This window comes from Nitrosopumilus ureiphilus (assembly GCF_013407185.1).
In the GTDB taxonomy this organism is placed as follows: Archaea; Thermoproteota; Nitrososphaeria; order Nitrososphaerales; family Nitrosopumilaceae; genus Nitrosopumilus; species Nitrosopumilus ureiphilus.
Map to the genome: position 1 here is coordinate 2,059,112 of NZ_CP026995.1, position 20,735 is coordinate 2,079,846.

General features: G+C 33.5%; 21 protein-coding genes. 4 read left to right on the plus strand and 17 right to left on the minus strand.

Translation table 11 applies throughout. The features are described from left to right. Positions 1-9: 9 nt before the first annotated feature. Entirely contained in the window at positions 10-648 is a 639-nt protein-coding gene (locus C5F50_RS12305) for a hypothetical protein (RefSeq protein WP_179371589.1), read from the minus strand. A 93-nt stretch (positions 649-741) separates the two neighbouring features. Here C5F50_RS12305 and C5F50_RS12310 point away from each other — a divergent pair, with 93 nt between their 5' ends. After that, positions 742-3,522, plus strand: a complete 2,781-nt coding sequence (locus C5F50_RS12310) for a copper resistance CopC/CopD family protein (RefSeq protein ID WP_179371590.1) — start codon at positions 742-744, stop codon at positions 3,520-3,522. On the opposite strand, the gene C5F50_RS12315 is transcribed toward C5F50_RS12310, so the two are convergent. Genes C5F50_RS12315 through C5F50_RS12325 form a run of 3 tightly spaced genes read right to left on the minus strand, consistent with a single transcriptional unit; the run spans position 3,512 to position 5,953 of the window. After that, entirely contained in the window at positions 3,512-4,300 is a 789-nt protein-coding gene (locus tag C5F50_RS12315) for a metal ABC transporter permease (RefSeq protein ID WP_179373026.1), read from the minus strand. The genes C5F50_RS12310 and C5F50_RS12315 overlap by 11 nt on opposite strands. A gap of 31 nt (positions 4,301-4,331) precedes the next feature. Beyond that, entirely contained in the window at positions 4,332-5,054 is a 723-nt protein-coding gene (locus C5F50_RS12320) for a metal ABC transporter ATP-binding protein (protein ID WP_179371591.1), read from the minus strand. Further along, the gene (locus tag C5F50_RS12325) at positions 5,048-5,953 is read right to left on the minus strand and encodes a metal ABC transporter substrate-binding protein (RefSeq protein WP_179371592.1); all 906 of its coding nucleotides are present in this window, start codon (positions 5,951-5,953) and stop codon (positions 5,048-5,050) included. The genes C5F50_RS12320 and C5F50_RS12325 overlap by 7 nt, the downstream gene beginning before the upstream one ends. A 90-nt stretch (positions 5,954-6,043) precedes the next feature. Between C5F50_RS12325 and C5F50_RS12330 the strand changes: the two genes are divergently transcribed. Then, positions 6,044-6,427 (plus strand): CopG family ribbon-helix-helix protein, encoded by a 384-nt coding sequence (locus C5F50_RS12330; RefSeq protein WP_179371593.1) that lies wholly within the window; start codon positions 6,044-6,046, stop codon positions 6,425-6,427. On the opposite strand, the gene C5F50_RS12335 is transcribed toward C5F50_RS12330, so the two are convergent. Genes C5F50_RS12335 through pyrB form a run of 3 tightly spaced genes read right to left on the minus strand, consistent with a single transcriptional unit; the run spans position 6,424 to position 9,490 of the window. Beyond that, complete coding sequence (locus C5F50_RS12335; protein ID WP_179371594.1) at positions 6,424-7,785, minus strand: PEFG-CTERM sorting domain-containing protein; 1,362 nt, start codon at positions 7,783-7,785, stop codon at positions 6,424-6,426. The genes C5F50_RS12330 and C5F50_RS12335 overlap by 4 nt on opposite strands. 16 nt (positions 7,786-7,801) lie before the next feature. Continuing rightward, positions 7,802-8,509: an LON peptidase substrate-binding domain-containing protein gene (locus tag C5F50_RS12340; RefSeq protein ID WP_179371595.1), complete on the minus strand. Its 708-nt coding sequence runs from the start codon at positions 8,507-8,509 to the stop codon at positions 7,802-7,804. A gap of 51 nt (positions 8,510-8,560) precedes the next feature. Further along, positions 8,561-9,490, minus strand: a complete 930-nt coding sequence (pyrB, locus tag C5F50_RS12345; protein ID WP_179371596.1) for an aspartate carbamoyltransferase — start codon at positions 9,488-9,490, stop codon at positions 8,561-8,563. Positions 9,491-9,531: 41 nt separating this feature from the next. On the opposite strand from pyrB, the gene pyrI reads away from it, so the two are divergent. Next, on the plus strand, positions 9,532-9,993 hold the full coding sequence (gene pyrI / locus C5F50_RS12350; RefSeq protein WP_179371597.1) for an aspartate carbamoyltransferase regulatory subunit: 462 nt from the start codon (positions 9,532-9,534) through the stop codon (positions 9,991-9,993). A gap of 29 nt (positions 9,994-10,022) precedes the next feature. Here the strand turns inward: pyrI and C5F50_RS12355 are convergent, their stop codons facing one another. The 6 genes from C5F50_RS12355 to C5F50_RS12375 all read right to left on the minus strand — a co-directional run bounded on the left by C5F50_RS12355 (position 10,023) and on the right by C5F50_RS12375 (position 14,927). Continuing rightward, positions 10,023-10,313 (minus strand): ATP synthase subunit C, encoded by a 291-nt coding sequence (locus C5F50_RS12355; RefSeq protein ID WP_179373023.1) that lies wholly within the window; start codon positions 10,311-10,313, stop codon positions 10,023-10,025. Between the two features lie 67 nt (positions 10,314-10,380). After that, positions 10,381-10,512, minus strand: a complete 132-nt coding sequence (locus C5F50_RS13345) for a hypothetical protein (RefSeq protein WP_280924460.1) — start codon at positions 10,510-10,512, stop codon at positions 10,381-10,383. Continuing rightward, entirely contained in the window at positions 10,512-11,144 is a 633-nt protein-coding gene (locus tag C5F50_RS12360; RefSeq protein WP_179371598.1) for a V-type ATP synthase subunit D, read from the minus strand. The genes C5F50_RS13345 and C5F50_RS12360 overlap by 1 nt, the downstream gene beginning before the upstream one ends. Before the next feature lie 4 nt (positions 11,145-11,148). Then, on the minus strand, positions 11,149-12,534 hold the full coding sequence (locus C5F50_RS12365) for a V-type ATP synthase subunit B (RefSeq protein ID WP_179371599.1): 1,386 nt from the start codon (positions 12,532-12,534) through the stop codon (positions 11,149-11,151). Further along, on the minus strand, positions 12,531-14,309 hold the full coding sequence (locus C5F50_RS12370; RefSeq protein ID WP_179371600.1) for a V-type ATP synthase subunit A: 1,779 nt from the start codon (positions 14,307-14,309) through the stop codon (positions 12,531-12,533). Before C5F50_RS12370 ends, C5F50_RS12365 begins: the two co-directional genes overlap by 4 nt. Continuing rightward, a complete protein-coding gene (locus tag C5F50_RS12375) occupies positions 14,310-14,927 on the minus strand; it encodes a V-type ATP synthase subunit E (protein WP_179371601.1) in 618 nt (205 codons plus the stop codon). It abuts the gene before it with no gap. 72 nt (positions 14,928-14,999) lie between these two features. Here C5F50_RS12375 and C5F50_RS12380 point away from each other — a divergent pair, with 72 nt between their 5' ends. Continuing rightward, complete coding sequence (locus C5F50_RS12380) at positions 15,000-17,099, plus strand: V-type ATP synthase subunit I (protein ID WP_179371602.1); 2,100 nt, start codon at positions 15,000-15,002, stop codon at positions 17,097-17,099. A gap of 40 nt (positions 17,100-17,139) precedes the next feature. Here the strand turns inward: C5F50_RS12380 and C5F50_RS12385 are convergent, their stop codons facing one another. From C5F50_RS12385 to C5F50_RS12400, 4 genes are all read right to left on the minus strand, one after another. Continuing rightward, positions 17,140-17,865, minus strand: coding sequence for a plastocyanin (locus C5F50_RS12385; RefSeq protein ID WP_246282071.1), 726 nt, complete (start codon positions 17,863-17,865; stop codon positions 17,140-17,142). A 49-nt stretch (positions 17,866-17,914) separates the two neighbouring features. Next, positions 17,915-18,949, minus strand: a complete 1,035-nt coding sequence (locus C5F50_RS12390) for a hypothetical protein (RefSeq protein WP_179371603.1) — start codon at positions 18,947-18,949, stop codon at positions 17,915-17,917. A 184-nt stretch (positions 18,950-19,133) separates the two neighbouring features. After that, entirely contained in the window at positions 19,134-19,280 is a 147-nt protein-coding gene (locus C5F50_RS12395; RefSeq protein WP_179371604.1) for a hypothetical protein, read from the minus strand. Positions 19,281-19,397: 117 nt separating this feature from the next. Further along, entirely contained in the window at positions 19,398-20,702 is a 1,305-nt protein-coding gene (locus tag C5F50_RS12400) for a hypothetical protein (protein ID WP_246282072.1), read from the minus strand. Positions 20,703-20,735: the final 33 nt, after the last annotated feature.

Below are 20,735 nucleotides of genomic sequence, written 5' to 3' on the forward strand. Positions count from 1 at the left end.
CCTCTTTTTCTATTTTCTTTTTATTAAAGCAATAATTGCCAGGATAATAGCTGCTGCTGCAATTGACAACCCAAATATTGCAAAGTCATAAGATGCTCCACCATCAGAGGATACAGACGTTTCACCAGACTTTAGTTTAGAAACATCTTGTTGAAGAGATGAGATTGCATTTTTTAGTGCAGCAATGTCAGCAGTTCCCTCACTATTTGAAGGAGGAAAATCTAAAACTGCAGTAGGTTCTACGTCTTCAACTGGAATTTTAATATCAATTATAGTACCACGGACGTCTCCTTTCAAATTCATAATGTAACTGCCAGTTTTAGTTGGAATTATTGGTGAAAAATAGTATCCGGGTCTAGGATCAGAATTTATATCAATTTTTTTGGTTGCTCCACCATACATGGCTGTAGCTTCAACATTCTTGAAGACGTTAGTTACTCCCTTGAATGAACCTTCAGTTTCTCCAGGCTCAGTTATTTTAAAGACAATATCATTTCTGATCCCTACAACAGGAGGTTCAATTCCCCATCCTACTTCTATTTTGTATTGATCAACTTCTACAGTAGTATGTGCAAAAGAAGGGGAAATCATTCCAATGCTAATCAATAATGCAATAAATCCAAAAATTGCTAAGTTCACAGATATCATATGACTATTACACATTATTATCTTTACGTGAATTGGTACAAAGGACGAACACATGAAAACTGTTTAAATTATCAACAATGTTTTTAGGATTAAATGAAAAAATTTCTAATCCTTTTACTAATTTTGTCATCTGCATCCATTCCATTTGTATCAGCACATCCATTTACAGAAGAAACTATTCCTAGCTTGACATCAAATGCGCCTACAGGAATTACAGAAGTAATTGTATTTTATTCAGAACCAGTTGATATTGATTTTAGTGAAATCAAAGTGTTTGATAGTGATGGGAATCAAATTGACAAAAAAGATACTACTTACTATGAAGGAGAAACATCACTTATCGTCACAACCCCACCATTAGAAGATGGAATCTTTACAGCATCTACCAAAGTTCTATCCAAAGTTGACGGACATCTAGTTCCAAGTGCATTCTTGTTTGCAGTTGGAAATGTTGTAATTGATCCTTCTTTGTTTAATCAAGAAAGACCATCAGAGATTGTATTTTTGCCCGAAGCTGGTGCAAGATTTCCAGGAATTCTAGGACAAACTATTGTTTTAGGTGCAGTTATTGCATCACTAATAATTTGGGGAACACAAAACAAACAACTAATCAAAGAAGAATTTGAAAAGATTGAAAATTTCCATCATGGAAAATTCATGTCAATTACTGGGATTGGATTGGTACTAATTTTTATCTCAAATATTTTGATGATTGCAGTACAAAGTGTTAGATTGGAAGTGTCACCAATAGATGCGATTCAGACTGATTTTGGTTCTACATGGGTTATCAGAATGATCATTACTATAATTTCATTAGGAATTTGGTTTAGTATGGATAGAAGGAAAATTCTATCAAAGAAAAATCAGATTCCATTACTTGCATCTATGTTGGCATTAATTTCTACTTCAAGTTTAATTGGACACGGTGCAGCTAGTGGAGAAACTCCTGCTCTAGTTTTAGATTACATCCATAATCTTGTTTCAGCAATATGGATAGGTGGAATATTCTATTTTGTTTTTGTTTTACTTCCAACATTTTCACAATTAAAAGAACCAAAACGAGAGAAGATGAGTTTGTTATTAATTCCTAGATTTTCAATTGCCTTCATTATTGCTTTAGGAGTTGTAATAATTACAGGACCAACTCTTATGTGGTTCTTAGAAAGTGATGTAGGATTAATCACTCAATCAGTTTATGGTCAATTAATTATTCTGAAAATTGTTATTGCCGCAATTATAATCGGATTTGGTGGATTTTTCCAGTTTAAAGTTCAAAAAAATGCTGAAAAGGATTTCCTATCAGGAAAGATTTCAGTTCACAAAAAACTAAAGAGATCACTCAAAGTGGATGCTGCATTAGGAATTGTTCTTCTTGGAGTAGTTGCCCTTTTAACTAATGGAACATTACCTGCTGGCGAAATTCAAAAAGTTGATGCTCAAGAAATAATTTATGGGTTTAAAACAATAGAATTTACAGAGAATGCAAAATTCGATATTAATATTTCGCCATTTTCTAGTGGAACAAATACAATTCTAGTTAAAGTTAGTGACTTTGAAGGAAACCAGATACATGACTCAAATCAAGTCAAAGTAAAGATATCAAATCCATCAAAGAATATTTCACCAATTGAAGTCTCTATGGAATTAACTAAACAAGATGAAGATAGACCCATAGAATTCCAAGGAGAATTAACATTTGGATTTTCAGGAGAATGGCTAGTAGAGATTGAAGCTCAGAGAACAGAGAATGCAAATGAATCCAAGCTTTTGAATTTACTTGTAAAACCAAGATTGGGAGACATTCAAACGCAAGTAATAGAGTACGAATTACCAGAAGATGCAAAACCACTCTATCCATTGTATGACGGAAGTAATTCTATTTGGATTAGTGATGCATCAGCTCCAAGATTGTGGCAATTTTCACTTGAAACTCAAGAATTTACATCATATTCCTTTGATGGGTTAACTACAACATTTCTAACACAAGACAACAAAGGAAATATTTGGTTTACAGATACTCCAAGAAATCAAATTGGATTTCTAGATCCTAATACAAAAAAAATCACAACAAAATCTATTCCTAAATTAGATCCGGTAATTTCAGAAAACACTCCACTTGTAATTCAGTCAGACTTTGATGGTAATATTTGGATTACAATAGTCAACAAAGACAGAATTGTAAAATATTCACCAGAGATAGATAAGTTTGAAGAGATTGTCTTATCGCAAAAAGAATCATTGCCATTTGCTCTAGCAATTGATGATGATGGAAAAATATGGTATTCAACAACTGGTGCAGGAAAAATTGGTTACATTGATTCTGAAGATAACAAAATGAGAGAATTCTCAGCTGAGCCTCCATTACAGGGTCCTGAGGCTCTACTCTTTGATGATGATGGAAATCTTTGGATTGCAGAGCATACAGGCTTGGGAATTGCCAGATTTAATCCAGTTTTAGAAACATTTGACAGAATTTCTATTTTAGATGATGAGGCATTACCATTTGGAATGACATTTGACAAATATGGAAATGTGTGGTTTGCACAGCATACAGTAGACAACATTGGAGTATATGATCCAGATAACAATAACTTGATTGAAGTTCCAATTCCAACTGAAACATCATTTGTTCAATTCATGACATCAGATGGAAATGATAATGTGTGGTTTGTCGAACAACAATCAAACAAAATTGGAACAATAAAAATTACAGAAATTCCTATCATTCCATCACAAATACAAACAAATGGATTTGAATTAAAATATACAGAAATTGTATCACCACTCATTGCACTAGGAATTATTGCAACATCTCTATTTTATGTAAAAAGCATACAAGATAAAAGAAGATTAAATTCTTTGATTAATTCTTAGATAATAATCCAGATGATTTTATTCCCATAGTTCCCGCAAGTAAGATAATTGCCAATAAAACAATAGTTCCTGCAGGAGTAATATCAAATATGTAAGAGATTAAAATTCCTACAACTACAGAAAATATAGAAAAACTCATAGAGATTATTGCAGTTTGCTTGAATCCCTTGCCATACATTATTGCAGTAACATTAGGAATTACAAACAAGGCAGAAATTAACAATACACCTACAAGTTGTATTGATGTAACTACAGTAATTCCTGCCATAAACACAATCAAATAATTTATTTTCTCAACAGGAATTCCACTTACTTTGGCCTGCTCTTCATTAAATGTTGAATAAAGAATTTGACGATATAGTAATAAAATTACAATTAGAATTCCACCAGTTAATGACAAAATTAGAACAGTGTCATCTACACTAACAAGAAGAATACTTCCAAACAGAAAACTAAAGATATCAATCGTAAAACCACCTGATAATCCAATAATTACGAGCCCAACTGCAATGCCTGAGGATAATAGCACTGCAATTGATGCATCACCAGAGATATTGTATTTGTCTTTAATTTTTGTAATAATTAATGCACTTGCAATTGAAACACCATATGCTGTCCACAATGGATAAACTCCAGCTAACAAACCTAATGCAATTCCACCAAATGATGAATGTGCAATTGCATCACCAAACAATGAATAACGCCTCAAAACTAGGAATAATCCAACAACAGAACAAAGGATAGCTATTGCAATGCCAGAGATTAATGCTCTATGCATAAAACTGAAGGTTAGAATTTCTAGAGACATGTCAGTGATGATGCATGTGTTCCTGCATTGAGGCTTCAGAATATTGTTTTACTAGTTCATCATTTGAAAAGAATTTTTCAGATTCGCCATGGAAAAATAGTGTTCTGTTTAGACATGCCACATGATTTGCTAATTGGTTTACTGCATCCAAATCATGAGATGACCAGATTATAGTAATTTTTTGTTTAGAATTTAATTCACGTAAAATACTGTAAAACAAATCTATGCTTTGTTGATCAATTCCGGTTACAGGTTCGTCTAGTATCAGAATTTTTGGATTTGTAATCAGAGCTTTTGCAATAAAAACACGTTGTTGTTGACCTCCAGATAATTCACCAATTCTTCTATTTCTTAATTCATGTATCCATAATTGCTGTAAAATTTCATCAATTTTATTTTCATTGGATTCATTTCTTAGTCCCATTCTTATAACATCAGTTACGGTAACCGGGAAATTTTTTTCAAAGATTGGTTTTTGTGGAACATATCCGATTTCCTTAAGATAGTTTTTTGATTTTCTGATATCCTCACCAAAAAATTTGATAGTTCCTTTGTACTTTGTGTTTAGCCCAAGCATCGAGTCAAAAAGAGTAGATTTGCCTGCGCCGTTAGGACCAATTATGCCTAGAAAATCACCCTGATTAATCTCAAAACTAACATCATCTAGTGCTTTAACATCAGGATATTGAACAGTTAGATTTTCAATCTCAACTATTTTCAACATAATGCCTCCTTTAGATTTTCAAGATTTTGATTCATCTTAGAAATGTAAGTACCATCAGATGCTACTTCTAATGGAGACAAAACTAAGACTTTACCACCCATCTCGTTTGCAATTATTTCAGATGTTCTAGTACTGTCACTTTCTTCAGCAAAAATTACTTTAATGTTTAATTTTTTAGCAGTAGAAATAATATTTTCTAATGTTTTTGCAGTAACTTCTCCATGGGAATCATTTGACAAAATTATTGTATGTTGATTTAGATTGTATTCTTTTGCAAAATATGAAAATGTATCATGAAAAGCCACAAAATCATTACTACAATTAGAGAGATCATTTCGAATTTTTGAATCAAGGAGATCTAATTGTTTAATATATGCTGCAGTATTTGATTGATAATACTTCTCATTGACAGGATCAGAATTTGAAAATGCATTTGCAATATTTTGTACTTGAATTTTTGCATAAACAGGATTTAGCCAAATGTGTGGATCTCCATAGTCCTTAGAAATTTCATCATTAGAATTCTTAGTTAAAATTCCATAACTTGTATCAATTATCTTACCAGAGTAACCAGTCTCTTCTAAATTATCAACCCAGTTTTCAAAACCAATTCCATTGATAATGATTAGATCTGCCTTTTGCATTATTTGTACATCTTTAACAGTTGGTTCCCAATCATGAGGTTCAACTCCAACAGGAACAAGTAAGACAACATCTATTTTTTCTTGTCCTATATTTTGTGAAAATTCATGTAATGGATTAAATGATGAAATGACTTGCAGTTTTGAATTATCACTACTTGTGAATTGCTGATTCATATTAGTTCCATAAACAGCAATTGAGCTTAATGGAATTACTATTGTAATTGCAATTATTGCCATCTTTATCTGAATATTCACACAAAAGTTCTTTACAGATTATTAATAAATCTATAAAATCTTAATAAGATTAATTGCTAAACTTATAAGATAATTAATAACATTAGACATATGCCAATAGTCTCAATTTCGTTAAATGATGAAATTCTCTCAGAATTAGACAAGTTGCAAACAACTATGGGATTTTCAGGAAGGTCTGAGGCAATCAGAGCAGGAATCAGATCATTTATTTCTGAAGAAAAACAAAAGGCAGATTTATCTGGAAATATTCACGCAATTCTTTTGGTTGTACATAATGATGAATTTGATCATGTGGTTTCAGGAATCACACATAATTTTGAGGATCTAATCACAACACATCTTCATAGCAAAATTGAGAAGGAAAAATGTATGGAGCTATTTTTGATTAATGGTGATGCAGAAAAAGTATCAACAATTACAAAAGATTTTCAGACAAACAAAAACATGGACACTGTAAAGCTAGTTGCTCTTTAGGTATTTAGTGGATTTCTTTTAGTTACAAAAATAATACTCGTAATTGAAATTACTAAAATTAACAATGCAATAGTTCCAAATTCTGGTACAACAACTAGTGCAAATTCAGTTTCTTGTCCTGTATTTCTAATATTTTCAAATTTGATAATTGTTGGACCCGTTTGATCTTCAGCAAATGTAAATTTCTCAAATTCTCCACCAACTTGTGCAATACCGGATACACGATGAATTTCTTTTCCATTTTGGATAAGTACAAATGTATAATCAGAATTTCTTAAAGGATCATTAGTTCTTCCATCTCTAATTGTAAAAATAAAATTGGTATCAATTCCAGGTTCAACTTCTAGTGGATCCCATGAAAGATTTACTTTAAAGTCATCACTTTTTGTATACGCTTCTAAGGGAAATGCTTTATCATTACTAGTAGATATTGTAAATAACATATTTTCTGGTAATGGTTCATCGGATTTTTTCATTTCGTTTTTCAAATATCGTAAATGATCTTGTAATAAAACAAGATGAATTATTCTTTCATCATCTTCTGTATAATCATCAACAGAAATTGAGGATTTGAATAATTCAATACCATTTACATATGCAGAATAGCTCGGAGACAAGAATTCTACAAAATCTTTTGGCAAATGAGTTTCTACATGAACAACTGATACATGAGATAATTGTTTTTCACTCCAATCAAATGGCATTTCAAATGCAACCTGTTTAGCCTCAAAATCATACTTGAAATTAGAAATTGAATCAAAATAAGATTTTGAACGAAATTCTACATCATTATTTTCAGAATCCTTTTGTATGAAAGAGACAGTCTCAATTAAGCTCAAATCAGCATTATAGACACCAGAATTCTCTATGATGTTTGTGGGTTCATCAATAGTTCTTATCTCAATCTCAAAATTATACAAACCAGATGAAGTAAACAATGGACCTGTAATTTCTATAGGACTTGATTCTGTTCCATGCCATGCTCCAAGTAGTGAGTCTTGTTCACCATGAATTGTTATTTTTTCTTCTTGTGTTGGTGTTACCTTAATTTGTAAAACTCCATCCTCAGCAAAAAAATAATTTCTAAAAATCATTTCATTTTCATGAAATAATCCAATGAGAAATGTCACATTTTTTGCATTTTCTTTTGTTTCATCTTCAGTTGCAGTAATTGTGATTTGCTCTTGAGCATTTTCAAAATACATCGGCATCTCTACTGAAATTGATAACTCTTTTCCTTGGATATCGATTGAAGATATTGTATCAATTCCAAAACCATGTCCATAAACATTGCTTGCTGGAAATAACAAGCATGCAACAAGAGCAAAGATACCATATTTTTTCAGAGACAATATCATTTTAGTTCATCAAGGGTTATTTTACTGTCAGTAATTCTTCTACTCTTTGAATTAAATCATCCATTGTTGTGGCCTCTAAAATTGGTTGAAGTTCATTTGGATCTTTTGCACCAAGTGCAGATAATGAGTAGATGTAATCAACTGTTGGCGTATCAGTAGTCAGATAGTATTGCTCCAATACATGATCTAAAGCATGTGGTTCAACAACTTGAGGCAATGCCTGTGTCATAATTTTCTTTTTCCACAATTCAACTAATCGCTCCCATTTTTCTAGTGAAATGTTTTCATCAATTTCTGGAATCATTTCAACTTCTGCTTGAATGTACATTTTTTCTTCTGTTCCAATTTTTTCATGCATGTCAGATATTTCTTGATGGCCTTCAACTGAAAGTGGATCATAATTTGCAGGTTGGGAAATTGATGGAGGAATAATTTTTTTGATTTCAAATGAATTTCTTCCTATAGTTTCAATGTGGAGTTGCAATCCATCAAGCTCAACGTCTTCACATTTAGTAATTTTAGCAATTGTCCCAACTAATTTAGGGGAATTCCAACCATTTACAGTATTATTTTCATCAAGTAAACAAACTCCAAACTGACCATCACCTATCATACAATCATCAACTAATTGCTTGTATCGTGGCTCAAAAATTCGAAGAGGAAGTTCTTGTCTTGGAAACAGAACTAAATCTAATGGAAAGATAGGAATTATTTTTTGTGTCAATAGTTCTATTGAAATGTCTCTAGATATATGGAATACGGATTTTAAAATAAATTAAAATCCATTTTCGTTAAGTATCAGGCCCAAAATGGCAGCACGTGTATATTTTCCATATTCAGCCTGCTCAAAGTATTTTGCATTTTTTGTCTTATCAACATCAGATGAAATTTCATCTATTCTTGGAAGAGGATGTAAAACTATTGAATCATTTTTCATCTGTTTAATCAAATCTAATCCTACAACATAGCTTCCTTTGACCTTGAGATATTCTTCTTCATCAGGAAATCTCTCCTTTTGAATTCTTGTAACATAAAGAACATCAAGTTCGTCTATTGTTTCTGTAATGTCAGTTGATTCAGTAAAATCTAATCTCTTTTTAATTTCATAGACGGAATCAGATCTAATTTTTAATGATTCAGGAGAAATTAAGCGCACGTCTACATCATAATTTCCAAGTCCATACAGCAAAGAGTAAACTGTTCGTCCATATTTTAGATCACCTACAATTCCAATCGTTAGACCATCAATCTTTTTCTTTTCTTTTTTGATTGTAAACAAATCTTGAATTGCTTGAGTTGGATGCTCTTCTGTACCACTACCTGCGTTGATTACAGGCTTATCAGAAACTTCAGCTGCAAATCTGCTTGAGCCATCCAGAGTATGTCTCAACACTAGAACATCAGAATAAATCGACATTATTCGTACAGTATCAGCAAGACTTTCACCTTTTTGAGTGGAAGACGAGGACACATTTGAGATTCCCAACGAATTTCCACCAATAGATGCCATAGCAGCATCAAAACTGAGTCGGGTTCTAGTACTAGGTTCATAAAACAAATATCCCAATGTTTTTCCTTTGCAGATTTCCCTTCTATCAGAAGGATCTAGTTGCATTATTTTGTCAGTTGAGGTGAAGATTTTTTCAAGTTTATCTTTATCATAGTCCTTAATTGAGATGATATCTTTTTGGTAGAACTGGTTCATTCTTTCAATAATATATACAGGTGACTATACAAAGTATTCTGATGGAACAGTCCGAACTTATGGTTCGACGAATCAAAGAAGGCACTGTAATTGACCATATTGATGGAGGTAAGGGCCTTCAGGTGCTCAGTGCATTAAGAATTGATGGTAGAGATGGCGAATTAATTACTATAGCACTAAATGTTCCGAGTGGTAAATTTAAGAAAAAAGACATCATAAAAATTGAAAATAAGTTCCTAAAGGATGATGATACAAACAAGCTTGCAGTAATTGCTCCAAAAGCTACTATCAACATGATAAAGGATTTCAAGCTTGTAGAGAAAAGAAGAGTCTCACTTCCAAATGAGATTGATAGGATATTTCGTTGCTCAAATCCTGACTGCATTACAAACAGTACAGAACACATTGAATCTATAATGGATGTAATTGACAAAGAAGGAATGGTACTCAAATGCAGATACTGTGCAAGAGTTTTAGATGTAAATAAGCTAAAATACAATTAATTTAAAAATTTGAAAAAGATGTTGTAGGACTATTGTCCTAAGATGATAAACATCATAACTATACCGTAGATTGCGATTGATTCGACCATACCTACGAAGATGAACACCTTAGATTGTAAAGCTGGGTTCTCACTAATGACTGCAAGACCTGCTGCACCTACTTGGCCAAGACCTATTCCTGCTCCACCTGCTGCAATACCAAATGCTAAACCAGCACCAAGGAGTTTCATAGAGTCGCCACTGGATGCACCATCTTCTTGAGCAAATGCAACTCCAGTTGATCCTAGAATTGAAATTGCTGATGCTGCCAAAAGTAACATGACGATAGTTTTCATTTATGTTGTGGCTCCTTTAGGTCCATATTTAAATCATGATGGGATATTTGACTCAAATTCGATCTAGTGTTTTCTTTTTGAAAGAGTTCAGGTCGTCTTTGATAGATGTTACAAATTTATCATAATCTGCATCTAATTCCTTTTTCGAATTTTCAAGTAATTTTTTTATTTCTTCTTTTGTCATTATTTTCTACTTTCCATCTTTGCCTTGACTTTTTTTAACTTTGCGAATTCTTCTCTTTCTCTTTCCTCAAGAGTAGAGAGAATAAATCTAATTTTTTGTTGATATTGTGGAATAATTACATTTTCAAGCGCATTTAGCAATTTTTGTGTCTTTTCTAATGCTTTTGCAAGACTAAAGATAGAATTCTCATATTCTGCAGCTTTGCAAATTTTTGGTAATAGTTCTTTGATTTGTTTGGCTGCCCTATCAATAGATGAGTTTGTATCTGCAAATCCATAAGGCATTGATTTTGTATCTTTTTCTGTAACTGATAATGCTGGAATTTTTACATCTACAACTCTACGTACGTGAACTTCAACTTCCATTACCGGTGGCGTAGATTCTGCAACAGAGTCAACAGTGTTAGTACCCAAGGCCAAGTATGCTTCATTAACTGATTTGTAGATATCTTGTAATGGTTCCCAAATTCCCCCTCTTGCTTTAGATGCTTCTTGAATCATCTCTTCAATATTTTTTAAAAGGACTTTACGTTTATCATCTAAAATTTGCTGAACCATTACGGCAACTTGTGTAGATTTTTTATATTTTAAAAGCTCAATTTTTGTTGCTGCAACGTTTTGTCCAAATGACATTTAGTTACTCTTCCTTGTAATATTGATCAACGAATTTATCTTTGATTTTAGTAATCTCATTCTTTGGTAATTTTGATACAATCTTCCATAGAAGACCAAGTGTTTCTTCAATGGTTCTATTCTCATCAGTTGCCTGTGTAAGAAATTCTTTTTCAAATGTATCACCAACATCCATGTATTTGAGGTCAATTTCAGTTAGTCCTGCTTTACCTACAATACCTGCCAATGCTCTTACTTCTTGTGATCTGGAATATGCATCATAAACTTGATTAGCAACTTCACTATGATCATCTCTAGTACTTCCTTCACCAATTCCGTCTTTCATCAATCTACTAAGACTCATCAAAATATTGATTGGAGGGTAAATTCCTTGTCTAAACAAATCTCTTCCAACTACTATTTGTCCCTCAGTAATGTAACCAGTAAGGTCAGGTATTGGGTGAGTAATATCATCAGATGGCATTGATAGAATTGGAACTTGTGTAACACTTCCTTTTCTTCCATTAAGTTTGCCTGCTCTTTCATAAATTGTTGAAAGGTCAGTGTAAAGATAACCAGGGTATCCTTTTCTTCCAGGAACCTCTTCTCTTGCTGCACTAATTTCTCTTAATGCCTCTGCATAGTTTGTCATGTCAGTCATTACAACTAGAACATGCATTCCTAAATCAAATGCCAAATATTCAGCCACAGTTAATGCTACACGAGGAGTGATAATTCTTTCAATTGCAGGATCATCTGCTGTATTTAGAAATAGAACACTTCTCTTTAATGCACCAGATTCTTCAAGACTTCGTCTAAAATATTCTGCTTCGCTATATTGCACACCAATTGCTGCAAATACTACGGCAAAGTCATCTTGGGTTCCAACAACACTTGCTTGTCTTGCAATTTGTGCTGCCAAAAGATTATGAGACATGCCAGAACCTGAAAAAATTGGAAGTTTTTGTCCTCTAACTAGAGTCATCAATCCATCAATTACAGATACACCAGTTTGAATGAAATCCTTTGGATATTCACGTTGTTCTGGATTCATTGGTTCACCATTAATGTCAATAAATTTATCAGCAATTGGATCTGGTAGTCCATCTTTTGGTCTTCCTAATCCATCAAATACTCTACCAAGCACCTCTTTTGATACTGGCATTTCCATAACTTTACCTACAAATTTTGCTTTAGTTCCAGAAATTGATAATCCAGTTGTTCCCTCAAAGACTTGGACAATTGCTTTACCGTTTCCTACTTCGAGAACTTTACCTAGTCTTCTTTCACCTTCGGTAGTTTCAATTTCAACTAGTTCATCAAATGCTGCATTTTCAACATCATCTACTACAACTAGAGGACCTTTGATTTCTGCAATCTTACTATATTGAACTCCTCCTTCTGTTGTCAATTTGATACCTTTACTCCTGTAATTGATTTGAATTGTTCTTGCATGTCTTTCTCTAATTGATTAAGTTTTGGCATCTCGTCATCTTTAACATCCATTCGTGCTTTGAGTAAACTGCTTACTATAGATAATCCACGTATGTCAGCTAATGCTGCACCTTCTTTGAGTGCTTGTTGGCCCCTCTTGTAAAAGTCAACTAGTAATTTCAATAATTGATATTGTTTTTCTGGACTACAATAAGTGTCGACATCATCAAATGAGTTTTGTTGTAAGAGACCAATCTTTACCATTCTTGCAACTTCAAGAATTAGTTTTTCTTCATCAGGTAATGCTTCAGGACCTAAGAGTCTAACAATTTCTTTTAGTGTATCTTCTCTTTGTAAAATTCCATATGCTTCACTTCTAAGACTTAGCCAATCTTCATTGATGTTTTCACCCCACCACTTTGCAATATCTGCAAGATAACCAGAATAGCTGTTCATCCAGTTAATTGATGGATAATGTCTAGAGTATGCAAGTTTTGCATCCAAAGCCCAAAAAGTTTTGATAAATCTCATTGTGTGAGTTGTAACTGGTTCTGTAAAGTCACCACCAGATGGAGATACAGCGCCAATCAAAGTAACTGAACCATCACGGTCTGGACTTCCAGAAGCTCTAACACGACCTGCTCTTTCATAAAATTCTGCTAATCTTGATGCAAGATATGAAGGATAACCTTCTTCTGCTGGCATCTCTTCTAATCTACCACTCATTTCTCTGAGTGATTCAGCCCATCTACTTGTTGAATCTGCTACAAGTACAACGTCTTTACCCATATCTCTGTAATATTCTGCAATTGTTACGCCAGTGTAGATACTTGCCTCTCTTGCTGCTACTGGCATGTTACTTGTATTTGCAACAAGAACAGTTCTGTCCATAAGTGGTTTTCCACTACGTGGATCTTTGAGGTGTGGGAATTCTACTAACACTTCAGTCATTTCATTTCCTCTTTCACCACAACCAATGTAGACTACAACTTGAGAATCAGCCCATTTTGCAATTTGGTGTAATGTGACAGTCTTTCCTGTTCCAAATGCACCTGGAATTGAACCAGTTCCTCCTTTTGCAATTGGGAAGAATGTATCAATAACACGTTGTCCAGTAAGTAATGGAACTGTAGGATCGTATCTCTTTTGATATGGACGTGGTTTTCTTACAGGCCATCTGTGATACATCTTGATTGGAACATTTTGACCATCTTTCTCAGCAGAAGCTAATTCAGTTTCTAAATCATAATCTCCTTCTGATACTAAGTTTGAGATAACACCACCTGGATGATCTGGTGGAACCATAATAGAGTGTTCAATAAGATCAGTTTCTTGAACAGTACCAATAATAAATCCTGGATGAATTACATCGCCATTAGAAACAGTTGGAACAAAGTGATATTTTTTTGTCATGTCAACTGCGGTAGTTGTAATACCTCTGCCAATGAATGAACCAGAAGCTTTTGATAATTCTCTTAGCGGTCTTTGAATTCCATCATAAAGTTGTCCAATAATTCCAGGACCTAATAATACACTGAGTGGGTTTCCAGTACCAATAACAGGCTCACCTGGTTTTAATCCACTTGTTGACTCATAAACTTGAATAAATGCTACATCTCCGGTTAAACGAATTACTTCACCTACTAATTTTGAATTACCAACAGTTACAGTCTCATACATTTTTGCATCCGACATACCGTCTGCTCTGACAGCTGGGCCACTTACCCAAACAATTCTACCTTGAGCTGCCATCTAATTTCCTACTCCGAATTTTGATGCAATGTCCTTCCTTATTAAAGGCTTCAGGCGTTCAATTCTGGCATCAATTGTATTATCAAATGTCATTGCACCATCTTTTGATTTTACTATAATTCCACCAAGACAATCAATTGTGTCAGGGGATAATTCAGCTCCTGAGAATTGAGATAATGCAGATTGTACTACATCTCTATCTTTAGCATTTGTAAAAACCGTAATTTCAGAAGTATCTAAGATTTGAGTAGATTCATCTAACAAGGTCTTAATCAAATTTGAATAGTCACCACTTTTATCAGCATTTGCAATTTGATCGAGTGCTTTTGTAAAGACCCTATTAACTGCCTCTTCTAAGATCATAAGTTGTTTATTTCTGGCCTCAATGTCTGAGCTTCCAATTATCTGTTTTTCGATCTTATCTGCCTCTTTTTTGCCGTCTGAAATAATTTTATCGTATTCACTTTCTAATTTTGGGATAGAATCTTCTAGTTTTTGTTGAGATTCACCAAGTGCTAATTTAATGTTGGAAAGAATATCTTTTTCAGTATTATTTAGAATTTTGTCAATCGTAGTTTCTAATGCCGAATTAGATGTCAATGGGTGCCGTTGACCCATAATGGATTTTAATGTTTGGGAGGGAAGCAATCAGAAAGATATTAAACTCAATGAAAATACCCAAAATTTGTCTTGGGAACAGCCGATCTAAAACTAGGAACAGTAATTTTGCCAAGAAGTGAATCTCCTAAAGCGATTTCAAGATTAACGGAGTTTGAGTGGTATCACAAAATTGATTCTGCTAGTGATTTGGTAACTCCTGAAATTGATGATCTCCTACTAAAGGCTCAACAAACTTACCAATCAATTGACGATGTTATCAAAGGAATGGGAATTCCTCTAACTGTAGGAATTATGGAGATATTGTTCAAGGGTACTGTTATCAAGAAAAAAGACTATGAGATTAATGAAATTGAAGAGATGGTAGAGGAATTGAGCAAAGAGGCACCATCCATAATTGATGAACCAGCAAAGTTGTTAGAAGATGCTGCAAACACTAGACTTTCAATTGAAGAGTACAAGTCACTCAAAGATACCTTAGAAGTAATCAGAAAGATGAAGATGGATCTTTCAGGATTTGGTTTAATGAAATACTTTTTCACAAATTTGTTTGTCATAAATTCTGCTGATTTTGATGAGATTAGTCGCTCACTTGAGGGAATTACAATTTACAAGTATGACTTGGAAAGCAAAGAAAAATCTGCCATTTTAGTAATTTCAGATACTGCAGATTCTGAGAAAGTCCTAAAGGTATTAAGAAGTTTCAATTCCAATACTTTTAAAATTCCAGAGGGTTTTCCTCAGATCCCTAGTGAGGCATACGAACTTGCAGAATCAAAGATTAAGGAATTAACGGCAAAACAAGCATCAATCAAAAAACAATTAGCCGGATTAACAAAGAAAGTACGACGCGACATTCTATCCCTTCATGAAAAAGCACTAGTTGCAAAAGATGTACTTGAGACTTTGAGAAAACCAGGTGGAACAAAACACTTTGCAGTAATTCAAGGCTTTATTCCAAAGAGAATGGAAGCAAAATTCACAGAGTCAACAAAACAGTGGATGTCAGTTGTAGAAGATATTTCCGATCCTAAACTAAGAGAAGAAATTCCCACACTATTTGATAATAAAAAATTCGTTAAAACTTTTGAAGTAATTACAAAAAGTCAGGGCATTCCAAAGGCTGGAGAGCCAGATCCAACACCAATGATTGCTCTAATGTGGCCAATTTTCTATGGACTGATGTTTGCAGATATGGGTCACGGATTGCTACTTATGGCACTTGGTTTATTATTCAAGTTCAAGGGACAAGGAGAACTTTCTAGATGGGGAATGCTTATTGCAATTTCTGGTGCTTCAGCTGCCATAGCGGGTGTTGGTGCAGGAGAGGCGTTTGGATATCACCTTGATCATATGGGTCCATTTGAAGGATTATTAGAAGGAGGAGGGGCATTACATTCTGTTAGTTGGATAGTGGGTATTCTCAGTGTTGCTGAATTAACATTTGAACAAGTAATCAATATTCTCAAAGTTTCATTATTCATCGGAATTGTCCATTTAGTTTGGGCAATGACATTACGTGTTATCAGATTAATGAAAGAAGGACACAAACTAGTAGTGTTTACTGAAGCAATTCCAAACATAACACTCTATGGAGGAATTGTAGTTGTTATGATGTGTGCGATTGGTTCACAGTACGATGTAATGAACATGTACTCCAAAGTACACACAGAAGCAGTTCCTTGGGTAACAATGTTCCTTGGTGATTGGGCAGAAGTTTGGATTATTACAAGAATTGCAGTAGTCATTGTAATTGCATCAATGGTCATCATGATGGTTGGAGGCGTAATGCATGCAAAGAAGCATCCAGAAGATGGAGCAGATCCTGCAAGTGTCATCATGGAAGTACTCTTAGGAAAAACAGTTGAGAGTTTAGCTCATACAATTAGTTATGCTCGACTTGGAATTATGTTATTGGTACATGCGGCTTTGTTGTTGACAGTAAATAATGCATTTTCATCTTTGGGTGGTGCTGCGTCAGGTGGAGCAATGGCAATGATCATTGGAGGTAACTTGGGAATTATGATGATTGAAGGATTGATTGTGTATATCCAGTCTCTCAGATTGCACTTGTATGAATTCTTTACAAAATGGTATGTTGGCGGTTCACAACCATTTAGACAGATTAGACCAGAGTTGATTTACAATCAATTTATCTGGAAAAGAAAATAAGATATTTAACAAAAATTCTAATTTCAATTTAATGTTTTGACTATTCTAAAATTTGCTCCAATATTGTAATTTGTATATTTGCAATATTGTTTGCATGAATTTGGGTTACATACGTTCTACATACATTTTCAGGAATGTCTTTGTTAGTACCTATTTGGATTGACTCTATTGCAGATTTTACTAGAACTTTTGCCTTGTCAATTTTTTTATCTCCAGCACATACATTAAATTTTACATCAAACTTTCCCTCGCCAATCTTTGTCGTAGATAGTATCTTTACACTTGGTTCATAAGATAATTTTGGCTTTGTCTCTTTAATTTTCTGTTCAAATTCAAGGAACTTTTCATTTAACTTTTCTATTCTGTCATCACCTTGATAATTCCATACTGGATCTTGGTAAAGTTTGATACATGTATTGATGTAATTGACATGCTGGAATTTTGAGAGAAATTGAGGTTTTCCAATATTTTTGTATGATTGGTATAATATTGAACATTGATTAATTCGAGGTTTTGTTACACTTACATCATTTGTTGTAATTGTAGGATCAAGAATTTTGTTTTTTTCTTGTTCATCTAAAAATATGATTTTGTTGTTAATTAAATATCGAAGAGACTCTAGATATTCTTGTTCGGAAATTTTGTTTTGACCGTACCATAAAGCAGTGTTTTTTATCCAATCTGGAATTAGTGATTCAGCATATATGAAAGACACACCTAACGTTAAGAGAAACAATAAAGGGATTGCAAAAAATAATTTATTCATCGCCATGGTAAAGAATCTTAATTAAATAAACATAATCCAGAAATCAAAGTCATTGTCCTACTGCCACAGAATAACTTACTGTAAATGGAGTGTCATTCATGGTGTGAAGAGCTATTGCATTTGCAGTAACCTGCCAAGTACCCATTGAACTCTCTAGATTCATTAAGCTTAATGCATACACTGTTTTTCCATCAGGAGACCATGTATCTAGTCCACGTTGTACTTGTCCTGGTTGTAACGGACCATGTAATGCTACTAATTGTACATTTTCAGATGCCGAGAATCCCAAAGTTCCAAAATATGCTGGAATTCGTGGAGGCAATATCATAACTAATTGATGATTTTCATGTCCTAATCCTGGATCTTGGGTGGAAGTAATGGTTTGACTTTTTACAATATCAGAAAGCGTTCTCTCTCTATATGCAACTGAATACGATACTGTGAATGGATCTTCGTTCATTGTATGTACTGCCAATGCATTTCCAGCAAAATGCCAAGTTCCTGCAGTAGTATTTAGCGGAACAAAAGTCAAAGCATATTTTGTTTTTCCATCAGGCGACCAAATAACTTGTCCTTTATCTTCTCCTGACTTTAAAGGTCCATGAAGAGCCACTAACTGAACTTTTTCTGATGATGTAAATGTCAACATTCCACGATATATTTTCTCAGAGGGTGGGAGAATTATAGCTAATTGATGATTTTCATGTCCTAATCCTGGATCTTGGGTGGAAGTAATGGTTCCAGTCTTTATTGTTCGTGGAGGTAATGATAATTCATCATATCTTGATTTTTCAGAAATTGCTTTATCTTTTATTTTCTTTTTTTCAGACTCTTTTTTTTCTATCTTAACTTGTTCTTTCTTTTCTTCTTTAGTTTCTTCTTTCTTCTTTACTTCTGTTTTTATTTCAGAACATAGTTTGTCTCCACATACAATTCCCTTTGTACCTGATCCGTATTGTGTCGTTGGCACTCCTTGACCCTTTAACGCATCAACAGATTGAATTATGTTCAATGGTCCTGCCATTGCACTCAGTAATAATATAGAGACAATGAAAAATGCTGTAAAAATTGTTTTGTTTGGCATTATTATTTTCCTGTAATTATGATACTTAAGAGATCTCAATGAATTGGTCATTATTTGTTTATACCCTGTAACTCTTGTTGATCAAAAGCTGCAGTCTTCTTTTTTCTAATACGACTTAGTTTTGACATGTATGGATATAATCTGTATTCCAAAGTAGTTAATACTGGTTCAATAATTTCAAACATCATTCATCATCTTGAAAAATCCAAGTTAACCCCATCATATCCAATGCAGAAACACTGATTGAAACCGGGTTTTTGGCCTCACGTTCAACCAGGGAAACTGACTTGCTTGGGGTCTGGTCATATTTGTATTGAATTACAGTTGACATGACATACATTATGTTGAGAAGTATATCTTAATACCCGTTGATTTGTGGCATGCCATTTTTTGATTCAAATCAATAATTTTAATCTTAAGAACCAAGCGATAATTGTTGATGATAAAATTATCTATAAGTCAAATACAGAATTTTACTTAATTCAGATTTTGCAGAAATTACATCATTTCTTAATGTAGTAATTTTCTCTACATGTAAGGTTAATTGTTCTTCAAAGTTCTCAGGTCGATTAGGATTATGGATGAGTATCTTTAAAAGTTCTTTCTCAGATGTTAATTGTTTTTGAAGATCATTTATCTTCACTTCTAGTTCATCTACCTGAATGGAAGAATCAGCATTACCTGCAGGATTTACAGATATGCTTTCAGGATCAGTTGCAATAATTTTTGCTGAGCTCATTTGACAGGTATTTGGAGATATTTTTTCACCCATCTTGACATCAATACTTTCAAAATCAGATGAGATAGATATTACAGGCAATCTAACTTGTTTCATTCCTGCACATGCCTCAAAAAATACATTGTAGGAATTAAGAGAAGCCACAGATGGGCTTACAGATATTTTAACTGCAGATTCACCCTCTATTGGAGTTCCCAAGAAAGATAGTTTTTGAGGAACAAATTTTGCTTTATCAGGTGTGTAAAGGGCAAAATATATTCTTTGAAGATCTTCTCTTGTATCATTAAGCTGTTTTCTCAAATCAATAATTTTTGTTCCAATCATTTTATTTTCTTCAGTATTTTCTTTTCCAAATGATTTTTTGGCGTCTTGGAGTTGTAGTTTAAGAGATTCTACTTTTTCTGAAAGTGATAAAATAGTTTGAGAGATGTCACCCTTATTTTGTAAGATTGCATTAATAGAATCAGGATTTGAAGCTTTTATGATAACCGCACTAGTTACACATGAATTTGGAGATACTGTTTCAGATAACTCATAATGTTTTGTTTCACTATCAGAACGAATGAGTATGGATGGAGAGACAATTGTTTGAGTAGAAGCACATACATCAAATACAAAATCATAACTGCCAACAGACACTTTAGAAATTTGTTTACCAAAATCAGATGATATTGGAATTAGGATTAATTGGTTAATTGTTCCTGTAGATAGAGTCAGTTTTGCAATGGCATCGTTTAATTTAGTTTCATCTACAGGTTTTGCCCATCCAAGTGAAACTAGTTTTGAAACAGTTTTGACATTTACACAAGATACAGAATTTGTTCTGTCTTTGATAACTTTGAACATTCCACTTTCACAAACAACATCATCGCCAGATATACCAAAATTGATTTGTTTTTTTGGAGGTAAAACATCAGCACTGACAGGAGATATAATTACTGTCAGAAATAGTATGGATAATGAAAATAAGAGTAAAATGGGTTTATTCATAATCATCGTTTTTTCTAATTGCATATAGGTTCTTCTTATAATGTTCATTTTACAAGT

Excerpts from the sequence above, each read along its gene's own strand:
- C5F50_RS12330 (WP_179371593.1), top strand. The coding sequence starts at position 6,044 with ATGCCAATAGTCTCAATTTCGTTAAATGATGAAATTCTCTCAGAATTA.
- C5F50_RS13345 (WP_280924460.1), bottom strand. The coding sequence starts at position 10,512 with ATGACAAAAGAAGAAATAAAAAAATTACTTGAAAATTCGAAAAAGGAA.
- C5F50_RS12370 (WP_179371600.1), bottom strand. The coding sequence starts at position 14,309 with ATGGCAGCTCAAGGTAGAATTGTTTGGGTAAGTGGCCCAGCTGTCAGA.
- C5F50_RS12390 (WP_179371603.1), bottom strand. The coding sequence starts at position 18,949 with ATGCCAAACAAAACAATTTTTACAGCATTTTTCATTGTCTCTATATTA.
- pyrB (WP_179371596.1), bottom strand. The coding sequence starts at position 9,490 with ATGAACCAGTTCTACCAAAAAGATATCATCTCAATTAAGGACTATGAT.
- pyrI (WP_179371597.1), top strand. The coding sequence starts at position 9,532 with ATGGAACAGTCCGAACTTATGGTTCGACGAATCAAAGAAGGCACTGTA.
- C5F50_RS12375 (WP_179371601.1), bottom strand. The coding sequence starts at position 14,927 with ATGGGTCAACGGCACCCATTGACATCTAATTCGGCATTAGAAACTACG.
- C5F50_RS12320 (WP_179371591.1), bottom strand. The coding sequence starts at position 5,054 with ATGTTGAAAATAGTTGAGATTGAAAATCTAACTGTTCAATATCCTGAT.
- C5F50_RS12315 (WP_179373026.1), bottom strand. The coding sequence starts at position 4,300 with ATGCATAGAGCATTAATCTCTGGCATTGCAATAGCTATCCTTTGTTCT.
- C5F50_RS12395 (WP_179371604.1), bottom strand. The coding sequence starts at position 19,280 with ATGTCAACTGTAATTCAATACAAATATGACCAGACCCCAAGCAAGTCA.
- C5F50_RS12335 (WP_179371594.1), bottom strand. The coding sequence starts at position 7,785 with ATGATATTGTCTCTGAAAAAATATGGTATCTTTGCTCTTGTTGCATGC.
- C5F50_RS12305 (WP_179371589.1), bottom strand. The coding sequence starts at position 648 with ATGATATCTGTGAACTTAGCAATTTTTGGATTTATTGCATTATTGATT.
- C5F50_RS12360 (WP_179371598.1), bottom strand. The coding sequence starts at position 11,144 with ATGTCATTTGGACAAAACGTTGCAGCAACAAAAATTGAGCTTTTAAAA.
- C5F50_RS12400 (WP_246282072.1), bottom strand. The coding sequence starts at position 20,702 with ATGCAATTAGAAAAAACGATGATTATGAATAAACCCATTTTACTCTTA.
- C5F50_RS12385 (WP_246282071.1), bottom strand. The coding sequence starts at position 17,865 with ATGAATAAATTATTTTTTGCAATCCCTTTATTGTTTCTCTTAACGTTA.
- C5F50_RS12310 (WP_179371590.1), top strand. The coding sequence starts at position 742 with ATGAAAAAATTTCTAATCCTTTTACTAATTTTGTCATCTGCATCCATT.
- C5F50_RS12355 (WP_179373023.1), bottom strand. The coding sequence starts at position 10,313 with ATGTTACTTTTGGCAGCATCAGCAATTTCAATTCTAGGATCAACTGGA.